The sequence below is a fragment of the Methanimicrococcus hongohii genome, from assembly GCF_032594095.1.
Taxonomy (GTDB): Archaea; Halobacteriota; Methanosarcinia; order Methanosarcinales; family Methanosarcinaceae; genus Methanimicrococcus; species Methanimicrococcus hongohii.
The window spans coordinates 564294-586852 of record NZ_CP131059.1; the positions used below are offsets into that span (position 1 = coordinate 564294).

The 22559-nt window shown below is 41.6% G+C and carries 26 protein-coding genes and 2 tRNA genes; 22 read left to right on the top strand and 6 right to left on the bottom strand.

The features are described 5' to 3' along the window. Nucleotides 1-206: 206 nt before the first annotated feature. Entirely contained in the window at nt 207-1142 is a 936-nt protein-coding gene (locus MmiHf6_RS02500) for a hypothetical protein (RefSeq protein ID WP_316558133.1), read from the bottom strand. Between the two features lie 112 nt (nt 1143-1254). On the opposite strand from MmiHf6_RS02500, the gene MmiHf6_RS02505 reads away from it, so the two are divergent. The 15 genes from MmiHf6_RS02505 to MmiHf6_RS02575 all read left to right on the top strand — a co-directional run bounded on the left by MmiHf6_RS02505 (nt 1255) and on the right by MmiHf6_RS02575 (nt 13046). Further along, a complete protein-coding gene (locus MmiHf6_RS02505; RefSeq protein WP_316558134.1) occupies nt 1255-1584 on the top strand; it encodes a hypothetical protein in 330 nt (109 codons plus the stop codon). Between the two features lie 70 nt (nt 1585-1654). Further along, a complete protein-coding gene (locus MmiHf6_RS02510; RefSeq protein ID WP_316558135.1) occupies nt 1655-4144 on the top strand; it encodes a DUF5814 domain-containing protein in 2490 nt (829 codons plus the stop codon). Between the two features lie 5 nt (nt 4145-4149). Beyond that, nucleotides 4150-4305, top strand: coding sequence for a hypothetical protein (locus MmiHf6_RS02515; protein ID WP_316558136.1), 156 nt, complete (start codon nt 4150-4152; stop codon nt 4303-4305). 259 nt (nt 4306-4564) lie between these two features. Continuing rightward, entirely contained in the window at nt 4565-4687 is a 123-nt protein-coding gene (locus MmiHf6_RS02520) for a hypothetical protein (RefSeq protein ID WP_316558137.1), read from the top strand. A 122-nt stretch (nt 4688-4809) separates the two neighbouring features. Next, nucleotides 4810-5205 carry a DUF3467 domain-containing protein gene (locus tag MmiHf6_RS02525; RefSeq protein ID WP_316558138.1) on the top strand — a complete coding sequence of 132 codons (396 nt, stop codon included), beginning with the start codon at nt 4810-4812 and terminating at the stop codon, nt 5203-5205. Between the two features lie 304 nt (nt 5206-5509). Further along, the gene (locus MmiHf6_RS02530; RefSeq protein WP_316558139.1) at nt 5510-5734 is read left to right on the top strand and encodes an LSM domain-containing protein; all 225 of its coding nucleotides are present in this window, start codon (nt 5510-5512) and stop codon (nt 5732-5734) included. Nucleotides 5735-5799: 65 nt separating this feature from the next. Beyond that, entirely contained in the window at nt 5800-6999 is a 1200-nt protein-coding gene (locus MmiHf6_RS02535; RefSeq protein WP_316558140.1) for a helix-turn-helix transcriptional regulator, read from the top strand. Nucleotides 7000-7279: 280 nt separating this feature from the next. After that, nucleotides 7280-7495, top strand: coding sequence for a hypothetical protein (locus MmiHf6_RS02540; RefSeq protein WP_316558141.1), 216 nt, complete (start codon nt 7280-7282; stop codon nt 7493-7495). Next, nucleotides 7495-7707, top strand: a complete 213-nt coding sequence (locus tag MmiHf6_RS02545; RefSeq protein ID WP_316558142.1) for a hypothetical protein — start codon at nt 7495-7497, stop codon at nt 7705-7707. The genes MmiHf6_RS02540 and MmiHf6_RS02545 overlap by 1 nt, the downstream gene beginning before the upstream one ends. A 255-nt stretch (nt 7708-7962) precedes the next feature. Then, nucleotides 7963-8037: transfer RNA gene (locus MmiHf6_RS02550), tRNA-Glu, on the top strand. Between the two features lie 246 nt (nt 8038-8283). Next, nucleotides 8284-9129 carry a DUF368 domain-containing protein gene (locus tag MmiHf6_RS02555; protein ID WP_316558143.1) on the top strand — a complete coding sequence of 282 codons (846 nt, stop codon included), beginning with the start codon at nt 8284-8286 and terminating at the stop codon, nt 9127-9129. 92 nt (nt 9130-9221) lie between these two features. Beyond that, nucleotides 9222-9941 (top strand): TIR domain-containing protein, encoded by a 720-nt coding sequence (locus MmiHf6_RS02560; RefSeq protein WP_316558144.1) that lies wholly within the window; start codon nt 9222-9224, stop codon nt 9939-9941. Nucleotides 9942-10457: 516 nt separating this feature from the next. Then, the gene (locus MmiHf6_RS02565; RefSeq protein WP_316558145.1) at nt 10458-10634 is read left to right on the top strand and encodes a hypothetical protein; all 177 of its coding nucleotides are present in this window, start codon (nt 10458-10460) and stop codon (nt 10632-10634) included. 430 nt (nt 10635-11064) lie between these two features. After that, on the top strand, nt 11065-12183 hold the full coding sequence (locus tag MmiHf6_RS02570; RefSeq protein ID WP_316558146.1) for an MtaA/CmuA family methyltransferase: 1119 nt from the start codon (nt 11065-11067) through the stop codon (nt 12181-12183). After that, entirely contained in the window at nt 12183-13046 is an 864-nt protein-coding gene (locus tag MmiHf6_RS02575; protein ID WP_316558147.1) for a cobalamin-dependent protein, read from the top strand. Before MmiHf6_RS02570 ends, MmiHf6_RS02575 begins: the two co-directional genes overlap by 1 nt. A 254-nt stretch (nt 13047-13300) precedes the next feature. Here MmiHf6_RS02575 and MmiHf6_RS02580 read toward each other — a convergent pair whose 3' ends face one another. Beyond that, on the bottom strand, nt 13301-13465 hold the full coding sequence (locus tag MmiHf6_RS02580; RefSeq protein WP_316558148.1) for a hypothetical protein: 165 nt from the start codon (nt 13463-13465) through the stop codon (nt 13301-13303). Nucleotides 13466-13618: 153 nt separating this feature from the next. Next, the gene (locus tag MmiHf6_RS02585) at nt 13619-13852 is read right to left on the bottom strand and encodes a KTSC domain-containing protein (RefSeq protein WP_316558149.1); all 234 of its coding nucleotides are present in this window, start codon (nt 13850-13852) and stop codon (nt 13619-13621) included. Nucleotides 13853-14173: 321 nt separating this feature from the next. On the opposite strand from MmiHf6_RS02585, the gene MmiHf6_RS02590 reads away from it, so the two are divergent. The 6 genes from MmiHf6_RS02590 (at nt 14174) to MmiHf6_RS02615 (ending at nt 18763) form a co-directional block, all read left to right on the top strand. Continuing rightward, nucleotides 14174-14728 (top strand): hypothetical protein, encoded by a 555-nt coding sequence (locus MmiHf6_RS02590; RefSeq protein WP_316558150.1) that lies wholly within the window; start codon nt 14174-14176, stop codon nt 14726-14728. Nucleotides 14729-14902: 174 nt separating this feature from the next. Next, entirely contained in the window at nt 14903-15175 is a 273-nt protein-coding gene (locus MmiHf6_RS02595; protein ID WP_316558151.1) for a hypothetical protein, read from the top strand. A 130-nt stretch (nt 15176-15305) separates the two neighbouring features. Then, entirely contained in the window at nt 15306-15614 is a 309-nt protein-coding gene (locus tag MmiHf6_RS02600; protein WP_316558152.1) for a hypothetical protein, read from the top strand. Nucleotides 15615-15721: 107 nt separating this feature from the next. Next, nucleotides 15722-16114 (top strand): hypothetical protein, encoded by a 393-nt coding sequence (locus MmiHf6_RS02605; RefSeq protein WP_316558153.1) that lies wholly within the window; start codon nt 15722-15724, stop codon nt 16112-16114. 61 nt (nt 16115-16175) lie between these two features. Then, nucleotides 16176-16517 (top strand): TfoX/Sxy family protein, encoded by a 342-nt coding sequence (locus tag MmiHf6_RS02610; protein ID WP_316558154.1) that lies wholly within the window; start codon nt 16176-16178, stop codon nt 16515-16517. Nucleotides 16518-16816: 299 nt separating this feature from the next. Next, nucleotides 16817-18763 (top strand): threonine--tRNA ligase, encoded by a 1947-nt coding sequence (locus tag MmiHf6_RS02615; RefSeq protein WP_316558155.1) that lies wholly within the window; start codon nt 16817-16819, stop codon nt 18761-18763. A gap of 249 nt (nt 18764-19012) precedes the next feature. Here MmiHf6_RS02615 and MmiHf6_RS02620 read toward each other — a convergent pair whose 3' ends face one another. Beyond that, nucleotides 19013-19381 carry a hypothetical protein gene (locus MmiHf6_RS02620; protein WP_316558156.1) on the bottom strand — a complete coding sequence of 123 codons (369 nt, stop codon included), beginning with the start codon at nt 19379-19381 and terminating at the stop codon, nt 19013-19015. 256 nt (nt 19382-19637) lie between these two features. Here MmiHf6_RS02620 and MmiHf6_RS02625 point away from each other — a divergent pair, with 256 nt between their 5' ends. Then, nucleotides 19638-21137: a hypothetical protein gene (locus MmiHf6_RS02625; protein ID WP_316558157.1), complete on the top strand. Its 1500-nt coding sequence runs from the start codon at nt 19638-19640 to the stop codon at nt 21135-21137. 31 nt (nt 21138-21168) lie between these two features. On the opposite strand, the gene MmiHf6_RS02630 is transcribed toward MmiHf6_RS02625, so the two are convergent. Continuing rightward, nucleotides 21169-21241 (bottom strand) — tRNA-Glu (locus tag MmiHf6_RS02630). Between the two features lie 115 nt (nt 21242-21356). Beyond that, nucleotides 21357-22490, bottom strand: coding sequence for a hypothetical protein (locus tag MmiHf6_RS02635; RefSeq protein ID WP_316558158.1), 1134 nt, complete (start codon nt 22488-22490; stop codon nt 21357-21359). Nucleotides 22491-22559 lie beyond the last annotated feature (69 nt).

The window sequence follows — 22559 nt, forward strand, 5'->3', positions numbered from 1 at the left end:
ATGTTTTGATTTGTTTTTGATATGTTTTTGATATGTTTTGATATGTTTTGATATGTTTTGATATGAATTCATTCATTCGATAAATATTATGTGTAAATATTCTGCATAAGGCGCCGTTTTGAAAAATTCAAAAAAAAGGCGAACGACTTTTCAGCCGCCCGCCTTGTTATTAACGAATTAAAAATTTTAATCGGATATTATTCTGATTATTCTTTTTCATCCAAATCCAATTCAATGTACTGCATGCCGGACTTTTTCTTAGTCGGCGCACTCTCGGCCGGCGCATCGGATGACGGCGCGGGCGCGGATCTCTCCTGCGGCGGCTGCCATTCCGTTTCTTTAGGCGCTTCCGCTTTTTCTTTTTCCATCACGGAATCGAAATAAGCGTATTTGGAATTGCTGACCTTTTCTTCTTTTGCTTTCGGAACGACGGGCTCGGGTTTTTCGTCTTTTGTTTCAAAAACCTGAACGCCTTCATCGTCTTCGGGATTGCGGGTCGGTTCTTTTTTCTCGCGGAACGCGTAAACCGTTTCGACCGGCGCTTCAACGGGCGTTTCGTCTTTGGCAACCGGTTTGTCGGAAACATAGCCGGATTGCGTTTCTTCGTCAAACGAATATGCTCTGGCTTCGAAAAGTTCCAAATCTTCGTCATTCCATTCGTCTTCGGACGGCTCTGCAAGCGGGGCGGCGGCAACAGCAGCGGCGGCAGCAGCAGGAGCGGCGGATGCAGGCGTTGCGGCGGCAGCAGCTTCATTGACTGCTTTCTTCTCTTCTGTCGGCGGTTTCCATTCGATGACTTCTTCTTCGTTGACTTTGTTTTCATCAACGACGATGACCGGACCTTCAACGATTTTTTGTTTCGGTTTTGCCGCCGGCGCGGATTTTAAAGATTCGACAGCGTTGTCATAATCTTCGTCGGAATCGAATTCGTCTTTGAAGCTTGCGGGCGCGGTTTCTTCTTTGCGTTTGAGTTTTTTGCCTTCTTTGGGGGGCTTGGGCTCTTTCACTTTCTTTTCCTTAACGATACCGTTATCCTTGTTGAATTTGCGTTTGCCGATGAATAAACTGACAACGGCAACAATAATGACAAGCAAGATAAACAGAATCGGATAAACGTAAATCGGTATATCTGAGAGTTCCATGACAAAAAATGAGGCATTGCTGGTATAAAAAAGTGTGTTTGTCAGTAAATTTTGCTCGTGACCGACCTTCGGCCGGTCTCTCACAAAATTTCAGATTGGCAGGGGGAGGGCAGTGTTTGTAAAAAATTGCTTCGCAATTTTTCAGGCTTCGCCGGTTTGCAGTTGGAGTGAGGTTTCGGTTCCCGCTTGGAGGGTGGTTTCTGTTTCCGCGTGGGTTGAGGTTTCTGTTTCCGCTTGGAGGGCGGTTTGCATTTTGCCGAAGCTGTCTGTTTTGCACATCCGTTCGCTTCGCGAACGGGCGGGCACCGCCGCCGCGCGCGAGCCGCTTCATTTTTTATTAAACTTTTCAAACCCGTCTGCCGTTTTATTTACTAAAATTCCAAAATCGCATCCCGGTTTTATTTTAACAAAATTTCAAAGCCGTCCAGCCGGTTTCTTTTAAATTTTAAGAATCTTGCCGCTATTTTTGCTTGTGAAAAATATTTAAACCCCTTCTTCTTTTGAAGTATCAAATGTTATGGATCCTTTTTGCCGGAAAGGGAAAAACTTTCACGGTCATGGTCATCGCTGACAAAAAACGGGAGCCCTTATGGGTCGGCGAGCTTGAGCTGAAACAAAATACAGCCGGCTTTCGCCCGCACAAAATCCGTGTTCAAAAGAAAAACGGAAAAATGCTCACCGATGAAGAATACTATCCGACAAAGGATTTTATCGAACTTTTGAAAAAAGCCAACCGAATCATGATTTCAAGAGAAACGTCGCCGAAAAATAAAGGCGAACTCGAAGACATGTTCAAAGCCTACCAGATCGAAGCCGATACCGTTGACATCTGCCGCCACTGTCTGCTTCAAAAACGTTTCAATTTCTTAAACAAATCATCCGTCAAATACGGCAAGGAGCTCATCTGTCCCGACTGTGCGAAAGACGAACTCAAAAAAGCGCTCCGCAATTCCAAACAGCACATGGGCGACTCCACAATGGAATTTTTTGACCGCGTTTTAGACCGCACCAAAGATTTTGACAAAACACTTTCCATGCTCAATGCCGACAGATTGGACGAGACAACGACGAAATACGATACAGTCGTCTCCTCCAAAAACGAGAAAAAAATGCCGATCAAATCCCTTCCGATTCACAAACGGCTGAAAGATTTGCTCCTCAAAAAATCCAAAGACCTCATGCCCGTTCAAACGCTCGCCGTCGAATCAGGTCTTTTGGAACGTAAAAATTTAATGATCGTATCGGCGACCGCGACCGGAAAAACGCTCATCGGTGAAATCGCAGGCGTTGAAAACGTGCTTTCCAAACGCGGAAAAATGCTTTACTTAGTGCCGCTCGTTGCGCTTGCCAATCAGAAATATGATCAATTCACGTCCCGCTACAACGAAATCGGACTCAAAACATCCATTCGAATCGGCGCCGAGATGATCAAAACCAAAGAAACAACCTTCATGAAAAAAACGCTCGACTCCGACATTATTGTCGGCACTTACGAAGGCATCGACCATCTCCTCCGCCTCGGAAACGCTGACGCTCTCGGGCAAGTCGGAACCGTTGTCATCGACGAAGTGCATATGCTCACCGATGCCGAGCGCGGTCACCGCTTGGACGGGCTGATTGCGCGCTTACGCTACACCGTTCCCGACGCCCAATTCATTTATCTTTCCGCAACTGTCGGCAACCCGAATTATTTCGCCGAAAAACTCGGAGCAAATCTTGTTGTTTACGAACATCGCCCCGTCCCGATTGACCGCCATCTCGTTTTTGTCCAGGAACACGAAAAAAATCGATTGATGACGCAGTTGGTCCAGGACGAATGGAACATGAAATCATCCAAAGGTCATCGCGGGCAAACGATTATTTTCACCAACTCGCGCGCCAATTGTCAAAACATTTCAAACGCGCTCCCGATGCCTTCCGCTTATTATCATGCAGGGTTGAACCAGCGCGAAAGAAAAATCGTTGAAACAAAATTCGGAAACGGCGAAATTCCGGTTGTCGTCACGACAGCAGCGCTTGCGGCAGGCGTTGATTTTCCGGCATCGCAAGTTATTTTTGAATCGCTTGCAATGGGAATAGATTGGCTGACTGTTCAGGATTTCCTTCAAATGAGCGGCCGCGCGGGGCGTCCCGATTATCATGACCGCGGCGTTGTCGTTCTGATGCCGGTTCCCGGAAAAACGTATTCGTCGGGAACAAAAGAAACCGAAGAAGATGTCGCCGTCGGCCTTTTGAAAGGAACGCTTTTAGATGATGATTTCGATTTTAATGAAGAAAATCAGCTTGAAGAACTGCTGGCTTCGGTTTCTGTGACATCTTCCAAATCCGATTTGATGAAAATTTTGTCAATGATGTTTGGCTCAATCAATGAAAACATTATGCTGCTCAAGCTTCAAAAATACAAATTTATCGAACTCAAAGGACAAGTTGTTACCCAAACCGAACTCGGTCAAATCGCTTCGGCTCATTTCCTGTCGGTTTCAAAGACGTTTTTAATTGTCGATTCCATCAAAGCAAACATCTCGGCACTTCGCATCATTACGAATTTGGAATTTTTCACGGGCGCGACATTCAAATATGCCGAACAGATCTCCAAAGATCTTCGGATGAATCTGCCCGCGCGCGTTTTCCAAGGCGCGTTTTTGGATATCATCTTTGACGGCTCCGTTTTGCGCGAAGTCAGCCCGAAATATCAAAAGCTTCTGCTCAATTTCGCAGGCGATATGTTTGTCTGCTCATGCAAAGAATCGCCGTATTGCGGCTGCGCCGAGCGAAAGTTTTCGGAAAAGATTCTGCTGCTTCGAATGAAAGGGCTGGAGCCGATTGCAATCATTCGAGAATTGGAAAGCGAATACGGCATAACGGCTTATGTCGGTGACGTTTTTTCATATTTGGAAGACGCTGTCAGAAATTTGGAAGCGGTTGAGTTGATTGCAAAAACAATGAAGAAAGACGGATTGGCAAAGGAAGCCAAAGAGCTGAGAGTAAAAATCCGCGGGTGAATGTGGTGTCATTTGTTGCCGCTGTCGCCGCCGCGCGCGAGCCGCTTCATTTTTCATTTTGTTTTCCAACCCTGTCCCTCTTTTTTATTTTATTTTCAAAGTCGAAACCTAAACATCCATTTCGCGAAAACGTTAAACCTGAACGCCCGATAAAACCCTAATTTAAAAATATATTTCATTAAAATTGGCGTTCCGTTTTTGAATATTTTTAATGAAAAATGATGTTTCAATTAATTATTTGATTCGATAATATTTCAAAAACCGCCCCCTCCAACGACGCGTTTTCGGAGCGCAGCGGAGGAAAGAAGGAGTTGGAGATTCTTTCTATACGAAACAAAAAATACAAAACCATTTTGTTTTTCAGCTGTGTGTCGCCTCAAGCTGAGCCTGCAAGTTTGCAACTGTTTTAGTGTTGCCATTATGTTGCTGTTGCGGAGGGAGGTGTTTGTTTCCACTTGGAGTCAGGTTTCGGTTTCCGCTTGCCGATCAGGTTTGCGTTTGCCGGCAGCAGCTGCCGCCGCGCGCGAGCCGCTCCAATTTTAAAATGATTGAAAACGGGTCGTTCATTTTATTTATTATTTTGAAAATGAGAAAACAAATACTTTAAAATAATAATGCAATCATTCTATCAGTTTGTATTCATTAATAAAAAACAGGCGATATAAATGGCAGAAGAAAACACTCCTCAAAAATTGCCGGCGCAGCCCGCTCCGGGACAGCAGCCGTATGAAATTGTGATCGAAGTTTCTAAAGAAGAAGATTTTAAGCGTTTTTACGCAATCGGCGCAATCGGCGTGAACAATATTTACGATTTCAGAGTCAGTTTCTATAACGATGACCCCGAGCTCGGTCAGAGAAACGGCGTGAAAAAGATTCAGCGCAAAATCGGAACGGAAGTCATTCTTTCACCGGTTGCCGCAAAAGAACTCGCCCGCTGGCTCACGCAGAATGTGAAGGATTATGAAAACAAATTCGGCGAAATCAAAAGCCAGTCCGGCCAGAGAGGAAATTCGAAAGGAACAGCGGACAACGATACTACGGTTTTGGACGGATACGCTTAAACGATGTTTAACGGCGCTTGTCTGTCAAAATGCATGCTATTGCCGAAGCATATTGTCTGTATTTATCTGTATTATCTGTAAATTATAACATGACGATATGAATTCGGCATCCGTAAAGATTTATAAACCTTTATATGCAATAAATACTATTTGAAATGCCGAAATCTAAATAATTTTTGAAAAAATTAAATAAATTTGAAAAATTATTATATAATTTTTAATTTAAATTATTTTAATTTAAATTAATTTGAATCAGATTTCACATTATCGATTTTTATTCAAGTCAAAAAGAGAGGGATTGATTTTGTTCCCAAATAAGAAAGTTCAGAAAATTGTCGGATCACGTGTTCTTGTCGAAATGAAAGGCGACACCCACCTCCTTGAAGGAACGCTCAGTACTGTTGATGATTATATGAATCTCCACTTGGTCGACACTTTTGAAATCGTCAACGGCCAAAAGGAAAGATCACTTAAATCAGTCGTTTTGAGAGGCAACAATATCATTTTGATTACGCCTGTTGACGAATAACTCTCGAACCTCCCTTTAGCTGTCGGTTGATTCCGAAAAATGCTAAAATTACCAAGGAGAACAACATGAGTACAACAGTTAAAAAAGAGAGTACAAAAAAGAGTACGAAAAGCGCAAAAGCGGAAGCTGTGAAAGATTCAGCGGAAGCAGAAGCACCCGTCAAAAAGACGGCAGCAAAGGCGGCTCCGAAGACGGCAGCGGCAAAAACCGCAGCAAAACCGGCAGCAAAAACCGCCGTCAAAACAGCAGCTGCTTCAACAACAGCCGCAGAAAAGCCGGCGGCAACAGCAGCAAAAACTGCAACAGCAGCAGCGAAACCCGCCGCAAAAGCATCGGCAACAAAAACATCAGCAGCAGAAACACCTTCAAAAACAACAGCAGCGGCAAAGAAAGCAGCTGTTCAGGAAGAGCCTGAAGAACTTGCAGAAGAGCCTGTTAAGAAAACACGCGGAAGAAAACCTAAAGCAGTTGCCGAAGAAGTTCCGGTCGAAGAACAAGATGAAGCGCCTGTCAAAAAAACAAGGGCAACACGCAAATCCAAGACAACCGAGGAAACTGACGCAGCAGAAACGGCAGAATCCGCTGAAGAAACTGTGAGCGAACCTGCTCCCAAACGCAAATATACCCGCAGAAAGAAAGCGGATGCTGATGAGGAAAATGCTTCTGTTGGGAATTCTGATGAGGAAGACGAAGCTGAAGTCAAAGCACCGGCTAAGAAGGTCGGCAGAAAAAGCAAAGCTGAAAAAGAAGCTGAAGCTGCCGAGTCTGATGACGGCGCGGATATTGAAACGCGCGTTTACAATTTGATTAAAAACACATCCGGCGGCGTTTATCAGAATGAAATTTGGAAGCAGCTGGATATTGACAGCCGCAAATGTTCCCGCATTCTGAAAAAACTCTTGGATTCCGATCAGATCATTCGTGAGGAAGCGGTTGCCGGCGGAACGAAGACTTATCTTTTGAAGACGGTCGCAGAAGAACGCAAAAGAAATTACGATGTTTTGATGGTGAAAGGCACATTCTCTCCGTGCACGGGATGCATGGGCGAATGCCGTCCCGAATATTGTCCCGCATTGACTTTTTGGATCATGAATATTCATGACCACCCCGAAGAGCTTTATGCGGCAATGGGTTACAGCAGCAATGCCGAAGAACCCGCGCAAGGGGAAGTTGAAATGCCGCCGGAATTCCTTGAAGAAATGGAAGCCGGCGAATATGAATTCGCCGATGACGACGACGGAAATGAAGATATTGTTTTTGAATAACGTGTAAGCGAATTCAAGACAAATCTTTTTCATTTTTCATTTTTTCTTCTTTTTTATTTTCATTCTTCTTTTTTTCCATTCTTCTTTTTTATGAGAGGGTGCCGCCGCGTTGCGCGCGAGTCGCTTCATTTTTATTATTTTTTCAAACTTGTCTCTCGTTTTTCTTTTATTTTCAACATTGAAACCTAAACATCCGATTTTGAAAATCGGTGAACTTGAACGCCCGATAAAACCCTAAACTTAAATTTTTAGATTTTGGAAAATAAATGGCGTTCCGTTTTTGAAAATTTTAGTTAAAGAAGATGTTTCAATTTATTTTAGATTGGATAAAAGTTTGAAAACCGCCCCCTCCGACGACGCGTTTCCGAAGCGCAGCGGCAGGATTGAAGGAGTTGGAGATTCTTACCGTACGATTCAAAAAATTAACAACCGAGCAGCTAAAATTCAAGATTGCAGTCTGCTCCGAACGATTGCCGTTTCTGCGACTGTCTTTTAATGCTGTCAGATCCCGCCGAGACTGCAAGTCTGCGACTGTCTTTTACAAGTGCTGTTACCAATCCGGTTTTCGTTGCTGCTGCCTTCGGGTTTCTGTTTCCACTTCGGGTCAGGTTTCTGTTGCCGCTGCTATCTTCAGGTTTGCATTGCAGTTGCCACTGCCGACAACCACAGCAACTGCCCGCCGCGCGCGATCCGCACCATTTTTGTTAATTTAATCACCAATCCCGCATTTTTATTAATCTTCTCATCCGGTCCCACGTTTTTATTTTTACTTTCAACAAAAAATCCCTTTTTCCAAATTTTATAAAACTCCCGTTATCGAGTCATATTTATATCAAAAATGAATCGCGGTCGAAGTAACCAAAATGTATATATACCAGAGATTCCTTGTTATGCTCTGTTCACAAGCCTTAAAATAAGGAAGCGTGAACCTCTTTAAATTAAAAAAGAGCATATTTTCAGTATGCTCCAGTAGTGTAGCTCGGCCAATCATTCCGGCCTTTCGAGCCGAAGACTCGGGTTCAAATCCCGACTGGAGCATCAACCTAAAAGAGGGGGCGTAACAGCCCCCTTTTTTTTTAATTATGTTCTTTTAATTTTATCAAAAATATTAAGCTTGAATCTTAATTTTAACTCAATTTATCTTAATAATAACCTCAATATCACTTAATTTCAATCTTGACCTCAATATTATTAACTCAGTTTGTTCATTACTTTGTTTGTTAATTTTATTCGTTTTTCAAATCATTTTTCATTAATTCTTAAAAAATAAACGGCGGGTACAATATGGAAAAAAATTATCTTGATTGGATTATTCGATTCGTCAAAGGAATTTTTATCGGAACCGGTTTCATTTTGCCCGGCGTCAGCGGCGGCGCGCTTGCAGCCGTTTTCGGCATTTACGAACGGGCGATTTCTTTTATCGCTCACATGAGCCGTGATTTTGTCAAAAACGTTCTTTTCTTTATTCCCGTCGGACTCGGAATGCTGTTCGGCGTCATGTTATTATCATACCCGCTCAGCTATTTGCTTGAAAATTATTTTGCGCCGACGATGTGGTTTTTTATCGGCGCGATTGCCGGAACACTCCCGCTCATGTGGAAACAGGCCGGCGAAAAAGGTCGTGAACCCAAACACATTGTTATCATGATCATTGCGCTGATTCTCGGATTTTTGTTCATGTATTTCAGCGCCCGCTTAATCGACGGACAAATGCCCTTAAACTTCGGAACATGGATTTTGGCCGGCGCAATCATCGCGCTCGGCGTTTTAGTTCCGGGACTCAGCCCCACCAATTTCCTGCTTTTCATGGGAATGTATGACGGAATGGTGACCGGATTCAAGACATTGGATCTCAGCATTTTGATTCCGATGGCAATCGGCGGCGCCGTTTGTCTTTTGATTTTTGCAAAAGTCGTTAACAAACTTTTTGAAAAAGCCTATGCCGGACTTTTCCATGCGATTTTCGGCATCGTTGTCGCATCGACATTGATGATTATTCCGACCGATTACAATTATTTCAGTTTAGGCGCATTGGTTTGCGCAGCAGCCTGTATCGTCGGCATCGCGCTCGGGCTTTGGATGAGCGCATTGGAGAAGAAATACAAGCCGGCCGAATCAGAAAGTGAATAAAAGATATCATGAAAATTTCAAGTTTAAAAATTATCAATTTTATCATTTATTTTTAATTTTACTTTTTTATTTTGGAACGACAATGGTGGATTATGACTTCTAAAATCGCTTTCTGTTTTGATCCTCAAGATTTTGAAAGAGTAAAAAATGCGCTTGATTCCGCCGTTTCAATCCATTCTGAAACTCATTCTGAAACTACTCATTCTGAAACTCAGCCGAATCTTCCGGATCTTCTTTTACCGAATCAATTTCAAATCCAAAATCAAATCCAAAATCTAACAGCAGATTCACTGCCGGATTTGTTAGCAGAATCGGATATCACGGTTGTTTTTATCGGCAAACACACTTTTGAAAATGAATTATGTCTTCAAATGATTGACGCAAGTTTCCGCCGCGGAAACGCTTTTCTCGCTGTTTATCTCAACAATGCCGACGATGTCAGAAAGACGGGAAAAGAACTTCTCGGCAAAAATCCGCTTGAACTTTTTTATTTTGAATACAACGGAGGCATCACAACACTCCATCAAGGCGCCGTCGTTCTTCCCGGAAAATTAAAGCGCCGCGTTTCATCCAAAGATATGAAAGCAAAAGCTGACTTCGTCAAAGTTTATGATTTCATCAAAGACAACGGCGCGGAAAATTTGGAAAAATGGATCGAAGAAGAGCGCCAAAGAAAAGCCGATTTTTGGGCGGAATGCAGCAAAATCAGCGAGACGGAATGGCCGAGCGCTCTGAAATTAACGCATAAAAGCGGAATCGTCAGTTTCTTTTTGTATTACGATTGGATGACTTATTCGAAAGAGAAAGAATGATTTTGACAGTATCAAGCGGCATGAATCTATCTTTTCAATTCCCTATTTTTGTTTCAATGATTTTTCTGTTTTTTCAGAGAAAGTCGGCATCCGTAAATTCGTTGACTCATCGTTAGAATCTCCATCTCCTCCTTTTTTCGCTGCGCTCAAAAACTCGTCGTTGGAGGGGCGGTATCCGGTCTTTTCATTTCTATTTTCGGACAAAACCAAACATCGCTTTTTTAATCTTCACGATAAACCCGAACGCCCGATAAAATCCAAAATAAAAGAAATCTTTTGAAGAAAAAACGGCGTTCGATTTTTGTTTTAGATTTGATAAAACCGATGTTTGATTTTTGAAAAAAATAAATGAAAAGTCCAAGTAACGTCCCCGCAAGTTGAAATTCCCGCAGCGTAGCGTTGGGAATTGAGACTTGGCGGATTCTTACACGACGAATATAAACAATTCTTTCTGACTTTTTCAAATCTAATAAAATAAAAAGTTGTAAAACGGGTCAGTTTTGCCAGTTGAAGGAGGTGTTTGTTTGCAGCGGGAGGGAGGTGTTTGTTTGCAGCGGGAGGGAGGCGTTTGTTTGCAGCGAGAGGGAGGTTTCTGTTTCCGCTGCTACCTGCAGATTTTCGTCCGGCAGCAGCTGCCGCCGCTCGCGCGAATCGCCCCAATTTTATTTTTTTAAAAAACTGCACCCCGTTTAATCTTTTGAAAGAAATAGTCCCCGCCGTTTTTATTTTTCTTTTTATTTTTAACTCAATCATCATTTTTCATTTCAACAAAAACGGCATCAAAATTTTTGACACCATTTTTTCAAAAACGTCAACTCAAAAATTGAATATCAAATTTTGGCGGTTCACAACCGCTTCTCCCTATCGTCATTTATCCATTCAAAAAAAGAAAATTCAAAAAAATAATTTGTTTTTATTCGTTTCGAATCGCAGCCCGATTTATTTTATATAATTTCCAATCGCATATAAATATGCAGAGATTGATTTTTCTGCAAAAAACATACAAAACGAACGTGAGAGTGTGTCCTTTTTCTCTTCAAATATTTGAAAAATTGTGTAATGTGTATTGTGTAAATATGTAAAATCGTGTGTGAAAACAGTTTTTAATGGAGGATAGAAAAAAATGGTTTCAGAAATGACACCGACACGGCGCGTTCTTGCTGCCGTTCTCGGCGGACGCGTAGATTACGTGCCACCCGCAAATCCGCTCGCTCAAACCACCGCCGAACTCATGGATTCCGTCGGCGCCACTTGGCCGGAAGCGCACCGCGACCCGAAAATGATGGCAGATTTAGCCGCAGCACCGTATGAAGTCTGCGGAATCGAAGCCGCCCGACCGCAATTTGACATCTCTCTCGAAGCCGAAGTCTTAGGATGTCCGCTCGATTGGAACAAACCCGACAGACCGCCTGTCGCCGCTCACGCTTACACTGATCCCAAAGACGTCACATGGGACCCGGATTTTGCAAAAAACAGCCGTGCTGCTGTCGTCCTTGAAGCAATTTCTATACTTCGGGAAAGATACGCCGGAATGCTTCCCATCATTCCCGTGATCACCGCGCCGTTTACGGTTGCAGGACACATTGCCGGCGTTGAAAACTTAGTTCGCTGGACAAGAACGGATCCTGAAAAAGCGCACGCGTTCATCGAAGCGGCCACCGAATTCGTCATCGAATACGGCAAACTTCAGGTCGCAGCCGGCGCTCACATTTTGTTCCCGGCCGACCCGTCTGCATCAGGCGACTTGATTTCCGGCGAAACGTATGAAGAATTCGTTCTGCCCGCGCATCAGAAAATGGCGCGCGAAATCAGCGCTCCGAAAATCCTTCACATGTGCGGCAACACAAGCAAACTTCTTCCGTATGTGAAAAAGAGCGGCATGGACTGTTTTTCGTTTGACTCGGTTCCCGTTTGGTACTGCCGCCAGGTTCTCGGCAACAGCATGTCCATTCTCGGAAGTTTGGATGTGATCGATTTGATGCCCAACGGCACGCCCGAAGACGTTTACAACAGAACGAAAGAATGCATTATTCAAGGAACCGACGTTGTCGGAACCGCTTGTGACGTTTCTTTCGGAACATCGATCGACAACTTAAAAGCATACGTTCGCGCCTGCCATGAAACACCTGTTCCGCAGCCCGACGATACTGAGGCGCTCATCCGCGAAATCGGCGTCGGAATCGGCAAGTATGAAAAATCGCAAGGGCAAACGCTTGATGAAGTCAAAGGGAGGTTTATCTGATGATCCGACACATTGATACGGCTGCGGCCGAAATTTATGAATTTAAAGAAAAGAATCCGCAGCGATATAAAGAACTCCTTGAAGTCGGCATTCGAATCGGATTCGGCGAATCGCCTGAGACGGAAGACAAAGCCGTTTTGACGCCGGATAAGGTGCGCGCGAAATATCTTCCCAAAGACGCTGCATATGCCGCTTTGACGGACGCCGTGATTGAAGGCGAAGTCAAAGAGTCGCAGAGATTAACGGCGGCGCTTTTGGAAAAAGGCGAAGATCCGACAGGTCTTGTCGTCAACGCGCTGATGCCCGGAATTCAAACGGTGTGTGAAATTTACGACAACGGTGACGCTTTTGTTCCTGAAATTCTGCTTGCCAATGACGCGCTGGTCGCAGGCGTTGCGCTTTGTCAGGAACGTCTCGGTGACATTCCGTCTGCCGGCCGCGTTGCGTCTCTTGTGATTGAAGGCGATGTTCATGACATCGGCAAAAACATTGTCGCCGCCATCCTTCGCGCCAACGGTTTTGAAGTGATCGACATGGGGCGCGATGTTTTAGTGGAAGATGTCGTCGATTTGGTCAAGAAAGAAAAAATCGACTTGGTCACGGGAACGTCACTCATGAGCACGACCAAGGAAGGGCTTCGCGCGCTTTCGGAAGAGTTGAAAGCATCCGGCGTTCCGGTCGCCTGCGGCGGCGCTGCCGTTGACGATCATTTTGTTGAGACATTTACGAATTCGATTTACGGCAAAAGCCCGCTTGACGCCGTTAAAATTGCGCAGTCGATCGTTTCAGGAAAAGATTGGGTTGAAGTTCGAAAAGAAATGAAGATCGGCAAAGGACAGGAGAAAGAAAAAATTAAAAATTGAGAACGAAAACTGTCCGATAAACAACAGAAATAATAATGCATAACCGAAAAAACGGTTATGTTTGACTTTTTTTATTTTTATTTTTTAAAATGTGTCCTCGTTTTAATTATTTTTTTGAAAAATGCATCTTCGTTTTGATTCTTTTTTTGAAAAATGCGTTTCATTTTAATTATTTTTTTGAAAAATGCGTTTCATTTTGATTATTTTTTGAAAAATGCGTCTTCGTTTTGATTCTTTATTTGAAAAATGCGTTTTCATTTTGATTCGTTTTTGAAAAATTGTGCGGTTCGCGCGCGGCGGCGGCAGCTGCTGCGGCTGTCGCAGTCTGCGGCAGCGACAAACGGAAACCTGACCCGACTGCAAACAAACACCTCCCTCCAACCGGAAACAAACACCTCCCTCCAACCGGAAACAAACACCTCCCTCCCACTGCAGACAGAAACCTGATTCCAAGCGGCAACATTAAAAGACAGTCGCAGAATTGGCAGGTTCAGCCGGAACCGAACGCAGCTGAAAAAGTCAGAACGGTTTTTGTTTTTTGTATTCGTACGGGAAAAATCTCCAACTCTTTCTTAATCCAACTTTTCTCCTCTGTATTTTGTTTTAATATGTTCGTCATAATATCGGGCGTGATGGCGGTCGCTCATCAGCGCGTCATAAACTTTCGGCGGAACATCATGGTATCGGTAAAGTCCGCTTTCATGAAATTCAACGTACAAAATTTCGTGTTCTTTATCGTATCCGATGCTTTTTATCGCCGGCGATGAAACCGGTTTCATTTCAGGCTGAATTAATTTTGCTGACATTTTTATTCACTCTGTTTAATCTATTTTTAAAAATATATAATTAATTGAAAATTTTAATGTTTATTCTGAAAATAATATGTTAATAAAAGTGAATGAAACGTTTATTATATTTTCAATAAATAATTGTAAACTGTTATAAACAGTTAAATATGTGAAGTGACTAAAACTTATTAAAAAACAGGACAAAAACGGAGGCAGAATATGATAAATTTCAGAACAGGGGACATTAAAATTCATTTAATCAAGAAAGACGGGCGCGTCTTTCAGGATATCATATTCAGCGGATAGCCTTTCCAAAACTTCACAATCGTCGTTCGCGACATGCAGACGCCTTTTGAGCACGGCGACAAAATGGAAGTCTGCCTTTTCGAAAAGAAAGAAAACTTTTTTATTACCAAAATCTCTGAATTCCGCGACGGCGCCGGTTTTCAATTCAAAACGATTGAAATCGACAGAATCAATAAACCCCAAGCGCCGCCTCAAACACAGCTCAAAAAAGAAGGTCCTGTTTTAACGATGAACAACAAGCGTCCCGCTCTCGGCAGCGCGCCGAACAAGCAGATCGCAGGCAACGCCGCTCAGCTTCCCGCGGGCAAAGTGCAGCCGAAACCGGTTGCGGCAAACGGCGCAAGACAGGTCAACGCAAGCGGTACAAAACAAGTTTCCGGAAGCGGAGCCAAGCAATTGCCCGCAGGCGGACCGAAGCAGGTGACCGGCAGCGGAACGAAACAAGTTTCAGGAAGCAGCACAAAACAGGTTGCCGGAAGCGGTGCAAAACAGCTTCCTGCAGGCGGACCGAAACAAATCTCTCCCAACGCAAACAAAAAGTTGGCGGCGCAGGACGCGGCTTATTTGCCGGCGGGGAAAAAGAAATAATAAAATGAAAGAAAAAGAAAGTAACATTTTGATTTTTCGATTCATTTTTCGATGCGGTATCGGATGAATTTTAATACTACCTTTGAGTATTTTTTCTAAATTTATTTTTTAGTTTATTCTAAATTTATTTTAAAATTTTTAATCATTATTTGAAAATATTCAGGAAGGGTCAGTATGAACAATGTAATCGCACTCATCGTCATCATGGTCGCAGTCGCCATGCTTCAGGTTTATCTCTGCAGGCGCGAAAACAGGCGCATCGGCTTAATTCTGCCGATTCTTTCCTTTACCATTTCAATCGTGGCTGCTGTCGGAATGGCACTTTATTCAGGGCTGCCGAACTTTATCAGCATGGCTTTTCTGGCGCTTCAAACATTTCTTTTAATGAGTATTCCGACTGCGATTTTAGCCGGCATCTATGTTTTGTATCACGGCAGAAGATTGTGAAAATGAAGGTTATCAAGATTAAAGATTGTAAAAATTAAAGATTATAAAAATTAAAGATTATAAAAATTAAAGATTGTAAAAATTAAAGTTTTGTATAAAATCGTATCAATTAAAGATTGGGGGATCATTAATGGATTATGCTTTAACATTGGACCAAATCGTATTTTTGCTTGCGGCAGCTGCCGTTTTACTTATTATCCAATATTATTTGGGGCGCAAAGGAAAACAAAAAGAAAGTTTCCTGCTGATTGCGGTACCGTTCGTCATTTCAATTTTATTTTCAATTTACGCGTTCTTCTTCATGGATTTCCCGGAAGGAAACCGCTTTCTCGTCATCCTGACGTATTTCATCAGAATCAACATCATCACGATCATGCTCGCGGCGCTTCACTCCGTTTATTTCGGAAGAAGGGTTCCGGCAAACCAAAAAAGAAGATGAAATTAAAAGATGAAAGAAATCAAAAAGAATGCATCAAATCCAAAAAAACGAATTGAAAACAAAAAAATGAATTAATAAAAATAGGGAAAAATAAACGAGGCACTTTTATGGATGAAAACACAATCCTCACAGCTTTCAGTATTTTGCTGATTTTTTGGTTTATTATTTTCATTGCCCGAGAGATTTTCCTTTCCTCTCGCGGTCGAAAAGTGTCTGCCGAAAAACAGCTTTACTTCGGGCTTATTTTTTCAATCGCAGCGTCTTTACTGCTGACTTTATATCTCGCGTCTCTTCAAAACGCTTTCAATTTCAACTTCATTCTTTTGACATTTGCAGGCGTTTTTGTTTTATGGATTTTGCCTGTCTTTATTGCTCTCATAATCTATTTTGTCTATTTCAAAACAAAAAGATATGAATTCAAAGAAGCGCCTGAGATTGATAAGAAAGCAGAAACGCTTAAAAAATATAATGAGTCTTTTAATTCCGAAAACAAAAAATAATAATTTGCGTTGACTTTTGTTGATTTGAACGGTTGGAAAACACTTGTGAAAGGTGCTGAAAATGGGATGCTGTAAAAAGAAGATACAAAATCAAAATGCAGAACGCAAACAAAATACAGAAAGCAAACAAAATGCACTATCAGCCGAAATCGAAAAACTCGAAGACATGCCAAACATCGGAAAAGTCGTTGCCGAGAAACTCAGAGAAGTCGGAATCGAAACGCCCGATCAGCTGCGTGCCGCCGGCAGCAGAGAAGCGCTTTTACGTCTGCGCGAGCGCGACTCTGGCGCGTGCCTGAGTATGCTTTGCGGACTGGAAGGCGCGATTTGCGGCGTCAGATGGCACGATTTGCCGGAAGAAACGAAAGCAGAGCTGAAATTTTTTCATAAAAATCTTGAATGAAATCTTTTTAGTTTTTTCAAATTTTTATTTTTTCATTTTTCATTCATTTTTATTAAAAAAGTGCACATCTCTTTTCGATTCATTTTTTAAATTGGTGCAGTTCGCGCGCGGCAGCAGCAACTGCGGTCAGCTGCAGTCGCGGCAGCTTGTCGGCAGCAACGCATAAATCTGAAGGCTGAAAGCCTTGACATCGCTTCTTTTCTTCTGTTAATATTTAAATAATTGAACTGCATTCAATTTCCATCTTTACGCTTAAAAAAGATTATTTGAAAAATTCAATATTTCAGGTGTTTTAACTTATGCAAATGCTTCTCATACACTCGGATTTTATCGAGTATGAAACCAAAAAGAAGACGAAAATCGCTGAAGAAATCAGTGACGATATGAAAGCCGGCCGCCTTGAAGAGGCGCTGACGGCGTTTATTGCTGTTGAAAAATGCGATGAAACCAATCCGGACGGCACAGCGGCTGCAGCCGTCGCTCAAATCAAAAACACATTGGAGCAAGTTAAAAGCGACAAAGTGATGGTTTACCCGTATGCTCATCTCAGTTCAAGCCTGTCATCTCCCGATGTCGGCATAAAAGTGCTGAAAGGAATTGCGGCAGCACTCGCAGAAGACGGAATTGAGGTCAAGCGCGCGCCGTTTGGCTGGTACAAGGCGTTTACCGTCAGCTGCAAAGGTCATCCGCTTTCCGAGCTTTCCAAACACATTTCCGTCGACGAAGCAGCGGCGGCAGCAGTCGACAACTGCGGCTGCGGTACAGGCGCTTGCGGCTCAACCGTTCAGCTTTCCGAAGACGGCGACGTTGTTTCCGAAGCGCTCAAAGCCGAAAGCGTCGCAAAATCCTATTTCAAAATTATGGACACAGCAGGCGTGATGCATGAAGTTTCTGATTTCGATTTAAAAGGTCATGAAAAACTTGAGAAATTCGTCAACTACGAAGTTTCCAAAAACAGAGCGGTCAGCGCGCCGCCGCCGCACGTTGAACTCATGAAAAAGCTTGAACTGGCGGACTATGAGCCCGGGTCTGATTCCGGAAACATGAGATATTATCCGAAAGGCCGTCTCATGAAATCACTTCTTGAAAATTACGTTGTCGAGCGCAGTGTGTCCGACTTCGGCGCAATGGAAGTTGAAACGCCGATCATGTATGACATGAACCATCCGACGCTGAAAAAATATCTTGACAGATTCCCTGCCAGACAATATTCGATTGAATCCGACAAGCGTCAAATGTTTTTGAGATTCGCGGCCTGCTTCGGCCAGTTCCTGATGAACCACGACATGACAATTTCTTACAGAAATATGCCGCTGAAAATGATTGAACTCACGCGCTACAGTTTCAGAAAAGAACAGCGCGGCGAACTCGTTGGTCTGCGCCGTCTCCGCGCGTTTACAATGCCGGACATGCACACGCTTTGCCGAAACATGGATGAAGCGAAGGAGCAGTTTTTTGAGCAGTATGAATTCTGTATTGATGTTTTAAATAATATCGGAATCGAATTAGACGATTTTGAAATCGCGATTCGTTTTACGAAGGATTTCTACAATGAAAACAAAGAGCTCATCGAAAAGATGGTTCAAAAAGTCAACAAGCCTGTTCTTATTGAAATGTGGGACACGCGTTTCTTCTATTTCGTTTTGAAATTCGAATTCAACTTTGTTGATTCTTCCGAAAAAGCAAGCGCGCTTTCGACTGTTCAGATCGACGTTGAAAATGCGGAACGCTACGACATTACTTACACAGATTCTGACGGCGAAATCAAGCGCCCGACCGTTCTTCACTGTTCCCCGAGCGGCGCAATCGAGCGCTGCATCTACGGACTTTTGGAAAAAGCCGCGATGAACAGCGCCAAAGGTCAAATCGCAACGCTTCCTGTCTGGCTTTCGCCGACTCAGGTGCGTGTGATTCCGGTCTCCGAGAAGCACACGGAAGTTGCAGAAAAAGTCGCGTCCGAACTCAAATTCCGCGTTGATTACGATGACCGCGAATTGACGCTCGGCAAAAAAGTCAGAGAAGCCGGAACCGAATGGATTCCGTACACGGTTGTCATCGGCGACAAAGAAGCCGAAACCGGCAAATTGACCGTGACGATCCGCGCCGAATCTCAGCCGAATAAGCCGTTCCAACAGGAAATGACGGTTGAAGAACTCAACGACAGAATCGGAAAAGAAATTGCAGGTTTGCCTTACAGAGGTCTGCCGCTTCCGAAATATTTGTCGCAGAGAGCGAAGTTTGTTTAAAATTAAATTTGATGAAAGGGAAATTGAACCCTTTCAATTTTATATTTTTGAAATGAATTCTTTTTTGAAAAATTAAAAAAGATATTTATAGGCATGATTCTTTTTTATGTTTAGCGGAAAAAATTCCGTTAATATATCCGGTCGGCAACGGATTCAAATTATGCCGATGCTAAATGTTCACTCCGCTCACCGGCGGCGGATCTCAAATAAATCGCCGGATATTATTTTTGTTATAAATTTGTATCAAATTTATTTATTTTCTTTAATAACCTTATTTACGACTTCGTAAACCATTTCTTCCAATTCTTTTTTTGAAATCGTTATTTTATCTTCCGAATCGGTTGCATGTATTTTTATTTTTTCGGGATCATTGCAAAAGTCAAAAAAACGAAATAAAGCCATACGAACAATGTATGATTTATTTTTATGTGTTGATTTTGCTAAATCCTCAAGCTCAGCATCTAAATATCCGCTTAATGCGATGGATATTTTTGTTCTTGCTGAATTATCATCCGGTATATTTTCTACAAATGCAGTATAATCAAAATTCGAATTTGTCTTTTCTGTTGATAATTCTCCCAAAACAAATACTGTTGCCGTATTTACAATATCAGACATGGAAGAAAATTTTCCTGCTCGAATCATTGAATTCATTTGATTCAATAATTTCTGACTTATTGTAATTGATGAAATTTTTTTGTGATTTGGAAGAACCATAATCGTTTGAAGTATTTGAGAAATATTATTCTGTGTGAGGAATAATTAGTATATTTCAACCAAAATACTAATTAATCATTAAATTGTATGTTTTGACGATAAGGTAATGATTATTAGGTATTTTCAAAATGTATGCTTTATTTGATTGGTGGCTATTATGGAAAGTAATAACAAAAAATTTCGCTTTTGGTTTTTATTGCTGATTGTTTTATTTATTTTTACAATCTTTGCTTTTACAGTTTGGGGACCCTATACAGATGATGAACTCCGCAGATCGACTGAATCATCATATAACATTTCACGTTCACAGCTTAATTGGAGTTCATTATATTCTGATGCAGAATTAGAAGGGTCGGCTGTATTTCATATTCGTAATAAGGAACCTTCTTACTCAAGTGAATATCTTACAAAAACATATACATGGAAATATAACGGACATACTTTTACAACAACAATTCAAGTGCCTAAAGGGCATTATGAATATTATCAAAACGAATCTCATACTCGAAATTACAGTACTTATGCTTTAACCGCTTATGATCGAGAGATTTTAAATTCAATGATTGACGGTTTTAAACAGCAAGGAAACCAATACGGTTTTTCAAAAGAGCAGAACGTGATGAATATTATTGCTTTTGTTCAATCATTGCCGTATACGAGCGATAGTGTTACTACAGGTTATGATAATTATCCGCGCTATCCGATTGAAACTTTAATTGACGGCGGCGGGGATTGTGAAGATACTGCAATTTTAGCAGCAGCCCTTCTTACCGAATTGGGCTACGGTACAATATTGATTTCTCCGCCAAATCACATGGCATTAGGGATTATGGGCAGTGAAAATATTACAGGAACATATTATGAGCATAACGGAAGTCGATATTATTATATGGAAACTACAGCAACAGGATGGGATCTTGGAGAATTACCCGGTGACTATGTCGGCAAAACTGTAAAACTTTATCCGATAAGTAAAAAACCGGGGGTTACTGCTGAGTTTGAAGCAGAACAAAAAAAGGTTGGTTCGGACAGTCTTTTTACTTACTATAAGGTAAGATTTTTAGTTGAAAATTCAGGTCCTGCCGTTGCAAATAATGTCAGTATTTATCTGGTTGCAGAAGCCGACCCGTTAGACGGAAGTAAATTGTGGTCACCCGGTCATACGATAAATGTCGGGCAAATGCCTGTCAATTCTTCAATTGGTGAAGCTATATTAAGGATTCCGCACGGCAAATCCACAAAATTTACAATTCGTGTTTGCGGCGATTATTTTTCAACTGAAAAAAGCACAGAGATTTTTAAAGTCTCAAGTCCCGAATTAAATGCGACAATGAATTTAGAACGTTTAAATCGACTTGATTTTAAATATTCTTATTATAAAGTTCGTTGTAATATTGTAAATAGCGGCGATGCGCCAACCACTTTTACTTATGTAAATATTACTGCTGAAACAGCTCCTTTTGACAATACTCGTGTATGGTCTCCAAAACATAATAATATTCAAGTCGGCCAAATTGTAGAAAATGGAAACGGATGGGCAGAAGCAATTGTAAAAATTCCAAAAGGAGAAACCGTCAAAATTACTTGTGAAGGATATGGATTATATTTAGGAGGTGATAAAAGTTCATTTGAAGTTTCATCCTATATTGAAGCTTAATTAAAGAACTGAGGTTTCAAAAGTGGAGAAATGCTCCGACCGGGATTCGAACCCGAGTTACAGGAGTGAGAGTCCTGAATGATTGGCCACTACACTATCGGAGCAATTGAGAAACAATTTAAAAATGAATTTGTAAAACAGTTGCTGCAATTCAAGACCTTCTCAAACTGCAAGCAAAAGAGAGATTTATGATATAAAAAGATTGTTGTAATCCATTTTTCAAGCCGCCGGAAACACGCCGCCTGCCGTAAATGAAATCCAAACAAGAATCATCATGGCAAATGAATATTTTAAACCGGCGGCGATGTTTCCTTTTTTGAGTTTTCCGATCATTAATCCCGCGAAAAAACCTTGAATCAAAAGCATTCGATAAATCAAAACCGCCGATTCATAATCGGATTCAAAAGAACTTGCCTGATTTGTCAGAGCATTCATTGAACCGAATTGAAGAATCAGCAAAATGGCGATTCCGATAAACAGCAAGAATGAAATGAACAAAACGACACCGTAGACCGATTGTTTTGAATCTCTTTCTTTTTTCAAATTAACATTTTCCTGAATATCAAAAACGGCGGCATCAATTGACAAATGCATTAAACCGCCCGATTTTTCGGCGGCCGAAATCACCGATGCCGCTCTTTGAATGAGTTTTGAATCATAACGTTTTCCGAAATTATCAAGGCATACGTCGAAAGGAATTCCCGATTTCATTTTCAATCCGATCAAATGAATTTCGTTTTCAAAAAATGAATTCGTTCGATTTTTCTTTTGATTTGTTTTTTGATTTTGTTTTTGGTCTGTTCTTTGATTTTGTTTTTTATTTAATTTTTCATTATTTTTTTGATTTTCTTGGTTTTGATTTATTTTTTGTTTCACTTTTTGATTTGAATCCTTTGAAATTTCCGTTAGCGCTTCCTGAAGCGTCAGCCCTCCTGCGATTAAATCGGATAAGCCGTGAAGAAAACCGGGAAGTTTCTCTTCAGCCGTTTCAATTCTTTTTTGGTGTTTTTCTTCAAAATAAATGTAAGGCAAAAAGAAAGACAGCGCCGTCAAAATTAAAATTGTTTCAACAGATTGAAGCGATAAAATGAATGATTGAAATAATTGAAATTCTGAAACGAAAGAAGATGAAACTGAATTTAAATCGGCAATAAAATTTGAATTTCTTAAATTCAAAAGAGATATGAAAGTCATAAAAGCGGCGACGGCTCCCGGCAGAAACGAAAGAGAAGGTTTTTGTTCAAAAAACAAAATCGGATTTTTCAGAAAATCAAAATAAAAACCGTAGTCTTCTCTTCTTTTTATTTTCTTTGAAATTATGATGTCGTCATCCGCTTTTATTTCTTGAGTCATTTTATCACATGAACCCAAATAAAAAGCGCTCTTGATAAATGTTTTGATTTTATCAAAATCGGCAGCTTT